Origin of the sequence: Alteromonas sp. Cnat3-28 (genome assembly GCF_022348265.1) — a bacterium.
In the GTDB taxonomy this organism is placed as follows: domain Bacteria; phylum Pseudomonadota; class Gammaproteobacteria; order Enterobacterales; family Alteromonadaceae; genus Alteromonas; species Alteromonas macleodii.
The window spans coordinates 1-14,484 of record NZ_JAKREY010000023.1 but is presented as its reverse complement, the minus strand read 5'-3'; the positions used below and the strand labels follow the sequence as shown (position 1 = coordinate 14,484).

11 protein-coding genes are annotated in these 14,484 nt (G+C 46.1%); 10 read left to right on the top strand and 1 reads right to left on the bottom strand.

Going from position 1 to position 14,484, the window contains the following annotated elements:
• Positions 1–110: 110 nt before the first annotated feature.
• Positions 111–650, bottom strand: coding sequence for a CinA family protein (locus MHM87_RS17585; RefSeq protein WP_075176078.1), 540 nt, complete (start codon positions 648–650; stop codon positions 111–113).
• 143 nt (positions 651–793) lie between these two features.
• Here MHM87_RS17585 and mutS point away from each other — a divergent pair, with 143 nt between their 5' ends.
• The 10 genes from mutS to MHM87_RS17535 all read left to right on the top strand — a co-directional run.
• Positions 794–3,415 carry a DNA mismatch repair protein MutS gene (mutS, locus tag MHM87_RS17580; RefSeq protein WP_239260455.1) on the top strand — a complete coding sequence of 874 codons (2,622 nt, stop codon included), beginning with the start codon at positions 794–796 and terminating at the stop codon, positions 3,413–3,415.
• Positions 3,416–3,571: 156 nt separating this feature from the next.
• Positions 3,572–5,203, top strand: coding sequence for a CTP synthase (locus tag MHM87_RS17575; RefSeq protein WP_239260412.1), 1,632 nt, complete (start codon positions 3,572–3,574; stop codon positions 5,201–5,203).
• A gap of 59 nt (positions 5,204–5,262) precedes the next feature.
• Entirely contained in the window at positions 5,263–6,555 is a 1,293-nt protein-coding gene (gene eno / locus MHM87_RS17570) for a phosphopyruvate hydratase (protein WP_049585952.1), read from the top strand.
• 145 nt (positions 6,556–6,700) lie between these two features.
• Positions 6,701–7,435 carry a hypothetical protein gene (locus MHM87_RS17565; RefSeq protein WP_239260410.1) on the top strand — a complete coding sequence of 245 codons (735 nt, stop codon included), beginning with the start codon at positions 6,701–6,703 and terminating at the stop codon, positions 7,433–7,435.
• A 451-nt stretch (positions 7,436–7,886) separates the two neighbouring features.
• Positions 7,887–9,446 (top strand): 2-isopropylmalate synthase, encoded by a 1,560-nt coding sequence (gene leuA / locus MHM87_RS17560; protein WP_239260408.1) that lies wholly within the window; start codon positions 7,887–7,889, stop codon positions 9,444–9,446.
• Entirely contained in the window at positions 9,447–10,544 is a 1,098-nt protein-coding gene (gene leuB, locus MHM87_RS17555; RefSeq protein ID WP_049585949.1) for a 3-isopropylmalate dehydrogenase, read from the top strand. It abuts the gene before it with no gap.
• 9 nt (positions 10,545–10,553) lie between these two features.
• Positions 10,554–11,954, top strand: coding sequence for a 3-isopropylmalate dehydratase large subunit (gene leuC, locus MHM87_RS17550; protein ID WP_239260405.1), 1,401 nt, complete (start codon positions 10,554–10,556; stop codon positions 11,952–11,954).
• A 3-nt stretch (positions 11,955–11,957) separates the two neighbouring features.
• On the top strand, positions 11,958–12,563 hold the full coding sequence (gene leuD / locus MHM87_RS17545; RefSeq protein ID WP_239260403.1) for a 3-isopropylmalate dehydratase small subunit: 606 nt from the start codon (positions 11,958–11,960) through the stop codon (positions 12,561–12,563).
• Between the two features lie 345 nt (positions 12,564–12,908).
• Positions 12,909–14,105, top strand: a complete 1,197-nt coding sequence (locus MHM87_RS17540; protein ID WP_239260401.1) for an HD-GYP domain-containing protein — start codon at positions 12,909–12,911, stop codon at positions 14,103–14,105.
• 99 nt (positions 14,106–14,204) lie between these two features.
• Positions 14,205–14,484, top strand: a 280-nt coding sequence (locus MHM87_RS17535; protein WP_239260399.1) for a helix-turn-helix domain-containing protein, incomplete at its 3' end; no start/stop codon positions are given.

The window sequence follows — 14,484 nt, the reverse complement described above, 5'->3', positions numbered from 1 at the left end:
TCTAGGATTTGCGGTTAAATTCTGTATTGGTGTTTTCCATATCTTGTATGAAATTACCAAATAATGATCACATTCTATACTGTACAAGCATACAGTTTCAACCAGTGTTTTTAATTTTCACTCAACATTTTAACTAAGTGAGTAATCGCAAAGCTAATAGCGTGTTGACGTACTTCGTCGCGATTGCCGCTAAACACCTGTTTAATTTGCGCTTCGTGTTCTCCACATAAAAAGCCGAACCATACCGTGCCCACTGGTTTTTCTTTGCTACCACCGCCAGGACCGGCAATGCCACTCACCGTTACAACAAGTTGCGCTCCGCTATTACGGCGCACGCCGTCTGCCATTTCAATTACCGTTTGCTTCGACACCGCGCCGTACTCTTTTAGCGTCTGCTCTGTTACGCCCAGTATGCTTTGCTTTGCGTCGTTTGAGTACGTCACCCAGGATTGGTTAAACCAATCAGAACTGCCAGCCACACTGGTAAAAGCAAAAGCGACTCCTCCGCCTGTACACGACTCAGCGCTTGATACAGTCCAACCTTTTTCCCTTAGTGCGTCGCCTAACACCTGAACTTGCGCAGATAGTGCGCTATCAAGCGTTAAAGGGGTGGCGTTTGCTGTCGAATCAGTTGAAAATGTTGTGCTCATTTGGATATACCTAATTACACCTGTTGTGCTTTATCAGATCTTCGCTTGATCTTAGTGGGCGTGAGTTTATCATTTATTCCCCTCAACAGGCATTAAACCCAGCAACAAATTCGCAGAGGCATTTTTTGGAATCACATACTCCTATGATGCGCCAATACCTGACTATTAAGGCGCAGCATCCGAATATTTTACTGTTTTATCGCATGGGCGACTTTTATGAGTTGTTTTACGACGATGCCAAAAAAGCTGCTGAATTACTGGATATTTCATTAACAGCCAGAGGAAAATCTGGTGGTGAACCTATTCCTATGGCTGGTGTGCCTTATCATGCGGTAGAAAGTTATCTGTCACGCTTAGTGAAAATGGGCGAGTCAGTAGCCATTTGTGAACAGGTAGGCGATCCAGCCACCAGTAAAGGCCCTGTTGAACGCGCGGTACAACGCATTGTTACGCCTGGTACAGTCACTGACGAAGCGCTGTTAGAAGAACGTCGCGACAATATTCTGGCCGCCGTTTGTGGTCACAGTATGCACTATGGTCTGGCAACCCTAGATGTTACAAGCGGTCGTTTTGTTGTGTTTGAATGCGACAGCGATGAAAGCCTACTTGCTGAAATTCAGCGCATTAACCCGGCAGAACTTCTCTATCCTGAAGGATTTGAAAGCTTAGCATTGGTTGAAAACCGCAAAGGACTTAGACGCCGTCCTGAATGGGAATTCGACATTGATACCGCCACAGAGCAATTAAATGCACAGTTTGAAACCAAAACATTAGATGGCTTTGGAATAAAAGGCGTCACTAAAGGCTTAGGCGCAGCGGGCTGCGTTTTACAATATGTAAAAGATACCCAGCGCACTGCTCTGCCTCACATTCGCCGCATTCAGACCGAACAGCAAGACAGCCGCGTTCAGCTTGATGCTGCCACCCGCAGAAACCTAGAACTTACCCATAATTTGTCGGGCGGACAGGAAAATACGCTGTTCAGCGTGATGGACACCACCACTACAGCTATGGGTAGCCGCATGTTACAGCGTGTTATTCATTCGCCTTTGACTGATCAACATGAACTGCACAGCCGCTTAGATGCTGTTGAGACGTTTATTAATGATGACCCTGAAGATATTCGCGCAGCGCTCAAACACATTGGTGACATTGAGCGTATTATGGCGCGCTTAGCCCTTCGTTCAGCGAGACCACGCGACTTCGCTCGCCTAAAAAATGCCTTTAACGCCCTGCCTGACTTACAAGATGCTCTAGCTCGGTTCGACACAGGGCAAATCCGAAGTATTAGCGAAACCATTGGCACTTACCCTGAACTTCAAGCCCTGTTAAATGATGCCATTATCGATAACCCACCAGTGGTAATACGCGATGGCGGCGTAATTGCCGAGGGCTACAACGCCGAACTTGATGAATTGCGTAAGCTATCACAAGGAGCTACCGACTACTTAGACGCTATGGAACAACGTGAGCGCGAGCGCACCGGCATTTCTACGCTAAAAGTGGGCTATAACAAAGTTCACGGGTTCTTTATTGAAATTAGCCGGGCGAACAGTGCATTGGCGCCTGCTGAATATATTCGAAGACAAACCCTTAAAAACACTGAACGTTATATAACGCCAGAACTTAAAGAGCACGAAGATAAAGTGCTAAGCAGTCAGGGTGCTGCACTTGCTCTTGAAAAGCAGCTTTACGAAGCCTTATTCGACAACATTGCGCCACACTTAAACAACTTAATTGAAACTGCCGCGGCGCTAGCCAAGCTCGACGTGCTGTGCTGTTTTGCCGAACGCGCAGTCTCCCTTGATTGGTATCGACCTCACTTGAGTCAAGAATGTGCGCTTACTTATGATGCCGGCCGCCATCCTGTGGTTGAGAATGTAATGAAAGACCCCTTCATTGCCAACCCGCTACAGCTAGATACCGAGCGCCGCATGCTAATTATTACTGGCCCGAACATGGGCGGGAAATCAACTTACATGCGTCAAACAGCGCTGATTGCGTTACTAGCCTGTATTGGTAGCTTTGTACCTGCTGAAAACGCCCACATAGGAAAGCTTGACCGTATCTTTACCCGTATTGGTGCATCAGATGACTTAGCCTCAGGTCGTTCTACCTTTATGGTTGAGATGACAGAGACAGCGAACATTCTCAACAATGCCACAGAAAACTCTCTGGTATTAATGGATGAAATAGGCCGTGGCACCAGTACCTATGATGGATTGTCTCTGGCGTGGGCATGCGCGAGTTATTTGGCAAAACAGCTAAATGCTTATACGCTTTTTGCCACGCATTATTTCGAACTTACTGAACTTCCAGAAACGCAAAGCGGCGTAGTGAATGTGCACTTAGACGCGATGGAGTTTGAAGATACCATACGCTTCATGCATACCGTGTCAGAAGGTGCGGCGAGCAAAAGCTTTGGTTTACAAGTCGCCCAACTTGCAGGCGTACCGAAGGCGGTAATAAAAGCAGCGCAACAAAAACTTGCGGTGTTGGAATCATCACATCTTATGACCAGCACGGAAGATAGATCAGAGAAAGCCAACGATGAGTCTTTTGTAGCGAAGAGTTCGGTAAGGGGTGTAAATAAAACAAGCGCATCAGGTAAAGTCACATCAAATACCAAAGGCCAAGCTGAAATGCTATTCCCTGATAAGCCGCACCCAGTTGTAGAAGCCCTTGAAAACTTATCACCCGATGAGCTATCACCGCGCCAAGCGCTAGACCTTATCTACACACTTAAGCGCCTGAGCCAATCTTAAACCAAGCTTAAGTGCGTATAAATTGCGCATCATGTGGGCAAATTGATTGTCTGCCCACATGAATTTGCGTATACTATCGCCCCGTCCAAAGTGTAGCTGGTTTTGTTCTAAACTCAGCCTATATTTACCATACAACCCAAACGTTCTAGGTTTCGCATGACAAATTATATTTTCGTCACCGGTGGTGTAGTTTCATCGCTAGGTAAAGGTATTGCTGCAGCATCGTTGGCCGCAATTCTGGAAGCTCGCGGTCTCACCGTAACCATGTTAAAACTCGACCCTTACATCAATGTCGACCCGGGCACTATGAGCCCTATCCAGCATGGTGAAGTATTTGTTACCGATGACGGCGCTGAGACCGACCTTGATCTTGGTCACTATGAGCGTTTTATTCGCACCCGCATGACTAAGCGCAACAACTTCACTACCGGCCGTGTATATGAAGAAGTGTTAAAGCGCGAGCGTCGCGGTGATTACCTTGGCGCAACCATTCAGGTTATTCCTCATATCACCAATGAAATTAAGCGCCGCGTAATTGAAGGTGCTGAAGGTCATGATGTAGCTATTGTTGAAGTGGGCGGAACCGTTGGTGATATCGAGTCACAACCTTTCTTGGAAGCTATTCGTCAGCTTGGTACCGAAGTAGGCCGTGAACGTGCTATGTTCATGCACTTAACTCTTGTGCCTTATATGCCAGCATCAGGTGAAGTAAAAACTAAGCCCACGCAGCACTCGGTAAAAGAGCTTCGCTCGATTGGTATTCAGCCAGATATTCTAGTTTGTCGTTCGGTAGGTGCACTGCCGGCCAGTGAGCGCTCGAAAATCGCCCTATTCACAAACGTTGCTGACAAAGCCGTTATTTCTTTGAAAGACGTAGACAGCATTTACCGCATTCCTGCTGCACTTAAAGCACAAGGCATGGATCAGCTGGTAGTTGACCGTTTCGGTCTTGAGTGTGAAGAAGCCGACTTATCTGAATGGGAACAAGTACTTTACGCTGAGTCTAACCCTACTGCTGAAGTTAATATTGGTATGGTAGGCAAGTATGTTGAGCTACCTGACGCTTATAAGTCTGTAAACGAAGCGCTTAAACACGCTGGCCTTAAAAATCGCCTCACCGTGAATATTCACCACATCGACTCGCAAGACGTGGAAAGTAAAGGTACCCAAATTCTAGAAAAACTAGATGCTATCTTGGTACCTGGCGGCTTTGGCGAACGCGGTATAGAAGGTAAAATTGCTGCTGCTCGTTATGCCCGTGAAAACAAAGTCCCTTACCTTGGCATTTGCTTAGGTATGCAGGTAGCACTTATCGAGTACGCGCGCAATGTTGCAGGTATGGAAAATGCGAACAGCACAGAGTTCGACCCTGAAACGCCTTATCCTGTTGTGGGCCTAATCACTGAGTGGTTAGACGCAGCTGGTACAACTGAAACTCGCACTGAAAACTCAGATCTTGGCGGAACTATGCGCTTAGGCAGCCAGCTTTGCCACCTTATAGACGGTACAAAAGTGCATGAGATGTATGGTAATGCCGAAATTTATGAGCGTCACCGTCACCGTTACGAAGTGAACAACAACCTGCGTGACCAAATTGAAGCTGCAGGATTGAAAGTAAGTGGTTTGTCCACTGACAAGCGACTTGTAGAAGTGGTGGAAATCCCTGATCATCCTTGGTTCATTGCGGGCCAATTCCACCCTGAGTTCACATCAACTCCTCGGGATGGACACCCATTATTCACTGGTTTCGTTGCTGCGGCAGGAAAATACCAGAAAGAAAATCACTAATTTCTAATAAAAGGGGTGCTCTCTCCCGTTGCACCCCATTCAATTGTTGAGGAAAAAACATGGCGAAAATTAGTCGCATTATCGGACGCGAAATCTTAGATTCACGCGGAAACCCTACCGTAGAAGCAGATGTATATTTAGAATCGGGCGTAATGGGCCGAGCTGCTGCACCATCTGGTGCCTCTACTGGTAGCCGCGAAGCACTAGAACTACGCGACGGCGACAAGTCTCGTTACCTAGGTAAAGGCGTAACAAAGGCAGTTGCAGCAGTTAACGATACCATCGCGCCAGCGCTTATCGGCAAAGACGCACTAGCGCAAGCTGATATCGACGGCATCATGATTGACCTTGATGGCACAGAAAACAAAGAAACCCTTGGTGCGAACGCAATTCTTGCAGTTTCTCTTGCTGTAGCTAAAGCGGCTGCGGCGGAAAAAGGCGTAGCGCTTTACGAGCACATTGCAGACCTAAACGGTACATCTGGCCAATACTCTATGCCAGTACCTATGATGAACATCATCAACGGTGGTGAGCACGCTGACAACAACGTAGACATTCAAGAGTTTATGGTACAGCCTGTTGGCGCAAAGAGCTTCAAAGAAGCACTACGTATGGGTGCTGAAATCTTCCACGCTCTTAAGAAAGTACTGTCTGCTAAAGGTCTTAACACAGCAGTTGGTGACGAAGGTGGTTTTGCCCCTAACCTTAGCTCAAACGCTGAAGCGCTTGCAGTAATCGTAGAAGCCGTTGAAAACGCTGGCTATAAAATGAATGAAGACATCACCCTTGCACTAGACTGCGCGGCGTCTGAATTCTACAAAGAAGGTAAATACGTACTATCTGGCGAAGATAAGAGCTTCGATTCAGAAGCGTTTGGCGACTACCTTGCAGACCTTTCTTCACAGTACCCAATTGTATCTATTGAAGACGGCTTGGACGAAAGCGACTGGGACGGCTGGGCAAGCCTAACTAAGAAGATTGGTGACAAGGTACAATTAGTTGGTGACGACTTATTTGTAACTAACACTAAAATTCTTAAGCGCGGTATTGATAACGGTATTGGTAACTCAATCCTTATCAAGTTCAACCAAATCGGTTCACTAACTGAAACCCTTAACGCTATTAAAATGGCAAAAGATGCGGGCTTTACGGCAGTTATCTCTCACCGTTCTGGTGAAACTGAAGACGCCACTATTGCCGACCTAGCAGTAGGTACAGCAGCGGGCCAAATCAAGACGGGTTCACTATGCCGTTCTGACCGCGTTGCTAAGTACAACCAATTACTTCGTATTGAAGAAGCACTAGGTGACGCTGCAATTTACAAAGGCCGTAGCGAAATCAAAGGTCAATAATTTAAGCTTGAGACAATGATGAAAAGCCGCTTTATATAGCGGCTTTTTTATGTCTATTTTTCGCCTTGTTTAATGAAACCGTGTAGCAACAAGCGCCTAATCTTGCTAGGGTTAAAAGACTTTAGACAGGTATTTGATAATCCCGATGGCTTCAGGCGACAAACTTTCCCACTCTATACCCAACTCCCAAGTTGGCTTTTTCAGTGAAGCTGGTGAACTCGGCGGAAGCCACCCTCAGTTCAATGAAATATGTACTGCTCTGTATGAAAGAGAAATCGTCTCTCTAGCTCATTGCGAAATAAAAAACCTATCGCTGCTAAAGCGTCGAATGGGCGGGCTTCCTTATCACGTGAAAGCTATTGCTCGATATATGATTAGTAATGGCATCGCAAACAATCCATCCCCGCTAAAAACAGATACCCATAATGGAAGTTGGTATGCCAAGCAATCTGCAAAGTGCCCCGGCATTAATCATTTAGACGATGTAGAAAAGCGAGAAGCGTGGTATACGAAAAACGCTAGGTATGGTCTTGTTATACCTGTTTTAATTTTAAATATGGAAGGCTCTCACATTGAGCTTGATTCCATTGATATGGTAAACCAAGACAATACCCAGCTCCATCTGAACAAAAATGGATGGTTTGCCAATACAGGGGAGTGCATTTCTTCAACTCCACTACGCGATGAAATGGAAGCGGCCACGGCACTTTCAGTTCAAAACAAAATACTGCTGCGGTCTTCAAAGTCGATAATGACCGCTGCGTGCTGTGGCCACGCATGGAGCTTTAAATCCAAGCGTTCACCACGTGCCTTATCCCTTCGCGAAATGCGCTTATCGACTCAAATCAACTGGAAGAACTTTACGCTGCTTAATAGGTAACAAAGCCCCAAAAAGAATAAAAACCCAGCACATTCGCATAAAAAACCACAATCTCTTTTGCATCTCCACAGCCAAATTTAGTACAAACATCCTAACCAACATCATATATAGTAAATTAATCCCCTCATAAATGGCTGTAGTTACTGGTCACGTTGCTCTCAGGCCAAGATCGTTAGGACAAGTATCCTAAATAATTAAAAGAAAGTATTTATACACGAAAAATATACTCATTATTGTAAACAATGGTTGACCTCTTCATGCCACATGGGTACATTGTCGCTATCAACTTGGTCAGCAAAGAAACAACAACAAATGCGTATTCGTTTCCTTCTTCTATCTCTACTCCTTATGGCAGCCAGACTGCACGGGTAGATTGCGACCAGCGATTTAATTTCACAAAAACCCGTGCCAAGCACGGGTTTTTTTTTAACAATTCAACTGAGAGAGCGTCATGACAAATCAAGTGAAGATCTTTGATACCACATTGCGAGACGGCGAGCAGGCCTTACCTGCAAGCCTAAGTGCCAAAGAGAAATTGCAGATCGCGCTGGCGCTCGAACGGTTAGGCGTTGACATCATTGAGGCAGGCTTTCCTGTCTCTTCACCCGGCGATTTTCACTCTGTACAAATGATTGCCAAAGAAGTTAAGAACTCCATCGTTTGTGGCCTATCTCGCGCATTGCCGGGTGATATTGATGCATGCGGACAAGCGTTAAGCGTTGCTGAGCAATTCAGAATTCACACCTTCATCGCAACGTCAGAGATTCACGTAGGTGCCAAGCTTCGCAAGTCACAAGATGAAATTGTCGATATGGCAGTAGCCGCGGTGAAACATGCACGTAAGTATACTGACGATGTAGAGTTTTCCTGTGAAGATGCGGGGCGTACTCATATTGATTACCTATGCCGAATGGTTGAATCAGCGATTAGCGCTGGCGCGACGACGGTAAATATTCCGGATACCGTAGGCTATACAACACCTACAGAGTTTGGCGGTATTATTCAGCAATTGTTTAATCGCGTTCCAAATATCGATAAAGCAACCATTTCAGTACATTGTCACAACGACTTGGGCTTAGCGGTAGCAAATTCATTAGCAGCTGTTGAGCAAGGTGCCAGACAGGTTGAATGTACGATAAACGGTATTGGCGAGCGTGCTGGTAATGCATCACTTGAAGAAATTGCTATGATCTTGCAAACCCGTAAGAACATGTTGGGCTTTGAAACTAACATTAATTCTACCGAAATATCGCGCACATCTAAGCTAGTCAGCCAGCTTTGTAACATGCCAGTTCAATCAAACAAGGCCATTGTTGGCGCGAATGCGTTTAGCCATTCATCTGGTATTCACCAAGACGGTGTCTTAAAAGCGCAAAATACCTATGAAATTATGACTCCAGAAAGTGTGGGTATTAATAAGAACAACCTAAACTTAACGTCACGTTCTGGCCGTCATGTGATTAAGCATCGCTTAACCGAACTTGGCTATAAAACCGAAGACTATGACTTAGAAGCGGTGTATGACGCATTCTTAAAGTTAGCGGATAAAAAAGGCCAAGTATACGATTACGACCTTGAAGCCTTGTTGTTCTTCGATAAGCAAAAGCACGACCAAGCACACTTCCAGTTGCTTTATCTTCAAGCTAATTCAGGCCGTGAAATCATTCCAAGTGCTACCGTTAAAATGAAAGTGGGCACTGAAGAGATTACCCAGTCTAGTATTGGAAACGGCCCGGTAGATGCGGCTTATAAGGCCATCATGTCTATACTAGGTCACGAAGATTTAGAAGTTGTCGACTTTAAACTAGATTCAAAAGGTGAAGGTGCCGACGCTTTGGCGCAAGTGAGCGTTATCGCTACATATAAAGGCCGCCGTTTCCATGGAATCGGCTTGGCTACAGATATTGTGGAAGCCGGCGTTAAAGCCCTTATCTTTGTATTAAACAACACATATTTGGCCGATCAAATTGATCAGCAAAAAAATCAACAAGAACGCGTTGCAGGAGTATAAATGAGCCAGTATTCAATTGCCGTATTAGCCGGAGACGGTATCGGCCCAGAAGTTATGCAGGAAGCCAATAAGGTTTTAGATGCTGTTGAAAAGAAGTTTAACGTCACCCTAAACCGCACTGCATATCCTGTAGGTGGCTACGCCATTGATACTGAAGGCGAGGCGCTACCCTCAAAAACGCTTTTGGGCTGTGAGCAAGCCGATGCGATCTTGTTTGGCAGCATCGGTGGCCCTAAGTGGGACACCTTGCCGTTAGAGCAACGTCCTGAGCGTGCCGCACTACTTACCCTTCGCAGTCATTTTGACCTGTTCAGCAACTTGCGCCCAGCTCGCATTTATCCGGGACTTGAAAGCCTGTCTCCCCTTCGTGAAGACATTGCTAAATCAGGCGTAGACGTTTTAGTTGTGCGTGAGCTAACCAGCGGTATTTACTTTGGTCAGCCTAAGGGCCGAGAAGGTGAAGGCGAAGAAGAGTTCGCGTATGACACCATGCGCTATAGCAAACGTGAAATTCGCCGTATTGCTATTGCAGCGTTTGAAGCAGCACAGAAGCGTCGCGGCAAAGTGACGTCGGTGGACAAAGCCAACGTGCTGGTAACCAGCCGCTTATGGCGTGAAATTGCTGAAGAAGTCGCAAAAGACTATCCAGATGTAGAGCTTGACCACATCTATATCGACAATGCCACTATGCAGATTATGAAGAACCCAGCGCAGTTCGATGTAATGCTGTGTTCAAACCTTTTTGGCGATATCGTTTCTGATGAATGTGCAATGATGACCGGCTCTATGGGCTTGTTGCCTTCGGCAAGTATGAACGAAGATGGCTTTGGACTTTATGAGCCAGCAGGCGGTTCAGCCCCAGATATTGCTGGTCAGGGCATTGCTAACCCTATCGCACAAATTTTATCAGCCGCCATGATGCTGCGTTTTAGCATGAACCTAAATGATGCTGCCGACGCAATCGAAAAGGCAGTAGTCGCAACGTTAGAAGCAGGTGTACTTACGGGCGAGTTATTACCTGCAGACAAACGCAGCCAAGCGGCAAGCACGTCGCAAGTGGGCGATGAAATCGTTAAACAATTAATGGCGCAGGAGTAAAACAACCTCATGGCCAAGACCTTATATGACAAAGTGTGGCAAGCCCACATTATTGACCAAATCGGTGAAGACAGCTTAATTTATATCGACCGTCACTTAATTCATGAAGTAACGTCACCTCAGGCATTCGCTGGCCTTAATGAAAAAGGCCGTAAAGTACGACGCCCTGATCGCACGGTTGGTACTATGGATCACAGCATTTCAACCCGTTCATTGGCAATTGATGCCTGCGGACCAGCCAATGCGCTTCAGCTACAAACCTTGGCAAAAAACTGTGAAGAACACGGCATTCAGCTATTTCCAGTGGGCCACCAAAAGCAAGGTATTGTGCACGTTATGGGCCCTGAATTAGGTCTAATTCAGCCTGGTATGACGGTGGTGTGTGGTGACTCACACACTGCAACCCACGGTGCATTTGGTGCGCTGGCATTTGGTATTGGTACCTCTCAGGTAGAGCATGTATTGGCCACGCAAACGTTGAAACAAAGCCGCGCGAAAAGCATGCTTATCAACGTAAATGGCAAGCTTCCTGTCGGTATTACCGCAAAAGACATTATTCTTGCCATTATAGGAAAGATTGGCCACGCCGGCGCTACTGGCCATGTCATCGAATACGCGGGTGAAGCTATCCGCGGTCTAAGCATGGAAGAGCGCATGACGGTGTGCAACATGAGTATTGAAGCTGGCGCGAAAGCTGGCCTTGTTGCACCAGACGAGAAAACCTTCGCTTACCTTGAAGGCCGTGAATACGCACCTAAAGGCCAGGACTGGGAAGACGCCGTCGCTTATTGGAAAACCCTTTATACCGAAGAGGGCGCAACCTTTGACACTGTGGTTGAACTTGAAGCGGCGGATATCGCTCCTCAGGTTACTTGGGGTACCAACCCAGGTCAGGTTATTGGCGTAAACACACCTGTACCTGCCCCTGAAGATTTCAGCGACCCGATTGAAAAAGAAAGCGCGGTAAAAGCACTAGAGTATATGGGCTTGAAACCTGGTGAAAAGCTTGCCGATATTTCAGTAAACCATGTATTTATCGGCTCGTGTACCAACGGTCGAATTGAAGATATGCGCGCAGCAGCACAAATCGCCAAGCGCGGTAAAGTTGCAGATTCAGTAACAGCTATTGTTGTTCCGGGGTCAGGTAACGTTAAGCGCCAAGCAGAAGCTGAAGGATTAGATAAAATCTTTATCGATGCTGGCTTTGAATGGCGTTTGCCGGGCTGCTCAATGTGCCTTGGTATGAATGACGATAAGCTAGTAGCAGGCGATAGATGTGCCTCTACCAGTAACCGTAACTTTGAAGGCCGTCAAGGCCGTGGTGCGCGTACTCACTTAGTAAGCCCAGCAATGGCTGCCGCTGCTGCAATTACCGGTCGCTTTGCTGACGTTAGAGATTATCAGGAGTAAGTTATGTCTGAACAAGGTTTTACACAACACACAGGCATTGCTGCGCCGCTTGATCAGGCCAATGTCGATACTGACCAAATTATTCCAAAGCAATTCTTAACTGGCGTAACACGTGCTGGCTACGGCAAACACTTGTTTCACGACTGGCGTTATTTGGATTTAGAAGAGAAAGAGCCAAACCCAGCGTTCGCGCTGAATAAGCCTGAGCACAAAGGCGCAAGCATATTGCTAGCTCGCGAAAACTTTGGTTGTGGTTCAAGCCGGGAACACGCGCCGTGGGCACTTGCCGACTTTGGGTTTAAAACGGTTATTGCCACCAGCTTTGCTGATATTTTTTACGGCAACTGCATTAATAATCAGCTAGTGCCAGTGGCGTTATCAAGCGAGCAAATGGACGCTTTATTTGCTGCGGTTAAGGCAGACCCTACAACTAAGATCACCGTTGATCTTCCAGCGCAAACGGTAAGTTTTAACGATACCAGCTTCAGCTTCGATATTGCTGAGCATCACAAAAACAACCTTATTAAAGGCTTAGATGCTATCGGTCAAACCCTTGAACTTACAAGTGCCATAGAGGCTTTCGAAGACAACCAGCCTGCGTGGTTGTAAAAGCGTGGGGCTTTAGCGCTTAACAACGCCCTAGCATGACACATGGGTGCTGTCGCGAGATGGCACCCTGTTTATTTCTCTCATCTATGCCCCTACCTTAACTTCGCATCAAGACGCCTAATACCAATCCGCAATAAAAAATCAGTACACCTGATTTGAGCCATAAGCAACTTCTCGGCACATTTACACGTCACGCGTTTTCTCACGAATTCGGTAATCCTACATTCGCCGACTCTAGCTATACTAAAGACTAATAAACTCCTCACTTTTTTCACTGGAATATCGTACTATTCGTTTCTATTGTAATTGAAGGCTATGGCAACGTTGTGCCTCACAGGAGAGATAATGCTAGAACAGGTACCCATTGATGATTTGCAGCCAGGAATGTACGTCAATCAAGTACTTGAACAAACAGGTTCACTTAAAATGCGCTCTAAAGGCATTGTGAAAACCCAAGCCATTATTGATAGTCTAAAATCGAAAGGTATTTTAAGCGTCGAAGTAGATCTTGCGAAATCTAAGCTGCCCGCGCCAGCTGTGCCACCCGAGCCAGCTAAAGAAAAAGAGCCTGAAGTGACTAAACCGGTTGTTAAGCCAGTGGGTCGTGATTCAATTAACGAAGCCAACGAGCTTTACAGCAGCGCAATTGCCATTCAAAGCAGCTTTTTGAAGTCGCTTAAAAATGGGGCGGTAAAAGATTTGTCTCCCATGGAGTCGCTATCGCAAAGCCTGATCGAAAGTGTATTTGATAATAAAGATGCGCTGAGCTGCCTGACTATGATCAAGGATACCGACCAGTACCTTCTTGAGCACAGTATTAATTGCAGTGTACTAAGCGGCATTTTCTGTGAGTTTCTTGGCTATGACAGAGATACCACAGAGCAAGTGAGTTTAGGTGCCCTATTGATGGATATCGGCATGTCTTCCCTGCCTGATGAAATTCGCAATAATACAGGCGAATTTTCCAGTGATGATTGGGAAGTGATGAAAACTCACGTTGAAATTGGTGCTGACCTAGTTGAACAGTGTGGTGATATTTCTGACCTATCGCTACGCATCATTGAAGAGCACCACGAGCGCGTCGATGGAAGCGGCTACCCGAGAGGATTGGTTGGTGACGAAATCTCAGAGTTCGCGCGTATTGCTGCCATTGTGGATGCATACGATGCCATGACATCTAATCGTACGCACAAAAACAGTATCACGCCTACTCAGGCGCTAAAGCGACTAACTGCGACAGAGAACTTAGACCAAGAATTGGTAAAACAATTTATCCAGTGTATTGGCGTGCACCCTGTTGGCTCCTTGGTGAGGTTAAAGAGCGGTAAATTAGGTATTGTTAGCAAAATCAACCCTAAAGACCCCGTAAGCCCTCACGTTATGACCTTTTACAGCGTGACGTCGCAGCATTTCAATGAAGTGAAACGCGTTGATTTAAGTCAGTACGACGATGAGATTGTGTCAGGCGTTCGCCCCGAAGAGTTTAGTTTGAACTTACCAAAATTCTTTAAAGACGTTTTCATCAATCAGATGCCGCTGTAGAACACAAAGTATAACCAGCGAAAAGGCCCTTTTTTCAAAGGGCCTTTTTAGTGTTTTTTGTCCCGTCCTAAAATACGTTGACATAAAGAGGACTTCTTTATGACAACTTCAAGTAATCAGAGACCTAAGCGCACACAGCGTGATTACACATTAGCTTTTAAATTGGGTGTAGTTGAGCGTGTAGAAAAAGGCGAATTCACTTATAAACAGGCACAAGCTCACTTCGGAATACAAGGAAGGTCGACGGTATTAGTTTGGCTCAGAAAGCATGGTAGACTCGACTGGTCGAAACCATTTCAGCATCCACTTATGCCAAGTTCAAAAGAAACACCAGCCGAAAAAATAAAACGCCTCGAGAGAGAATTAGCTGACGAAAAGC

What these genes read in the sequence shown, in the direction of transcription:
- MHM87_RS17585 (WP_075176078.1), bottom strand. Translation starts at nt 650, where the DNA reads ATGAGCACAACATTTTCAACTGATTCGACAGCAAACGCCACCCCTTTA.
- mutS (WP_239260455.1), top strand. Translation starts at nt 794, where the DNA reads ATGATGCGCCAATACCTGACTATTAAGGCGCAGCATCCGAATATTTTA.
- MHM87_RS17575 (WP_239260412.1), top strand. Translation starts at nt 3,572, where the DNA reads ATGACAAATTATATTTTCGTCACCGGTGGTGTAGTTTCATCGCTAGGT.
- eno (WP_049585952.1), top strand. Translation starts at nt 5,263, where the DNA reads ATGGCGAAAATTAGTCGCATTATCGGACGCGAAATCTTAGATTCACGC.
- MHM87_RS17565 (WP_239260410.1), top strand. Translation starts at nt 6,701, where the DNA reads ATGGCTTCAGGCGACAAACTTTCCCACTCTATACCCAACTCCCAAGTT.
- leuA (WP_239260408.1), top strand. Translation starts at nt 7,887, where the DNA reads ATGACAAATCAAGTGAAGATCTTTGATACCACATTGCGAGACGGCGAG.
- leuB (WP_049585949.1), top strand. Translation starts at nt 9,447, where the DNA reads ATGAGCCAGTATTCAATTGCCGTATTAGCCGGAGACGGTATCGGCCCA.
- leuC (WP_239260405.1), top strand. Translation starts at nt 10,554, where the DNA reads ATGGCCAAGACCTTATATGACAAAGTGTGGCAAGCCCACATTATTGAC.
- leuD (WP_239260403.1), top strand. Translation starts at nt 11,958, where the DNA reads ATGTCTGAACAAGGTTTTACACAACACACAGGCATTGCTGCGCCGCTT.
- MHM87_RS17540 (WP_239260401.1), top strand. Translation starts at nt 12,909, where the DNA reads ATGCTAGAACAGGTACCCATTGATGATTTGCAGCCAGGAATGTACGTC.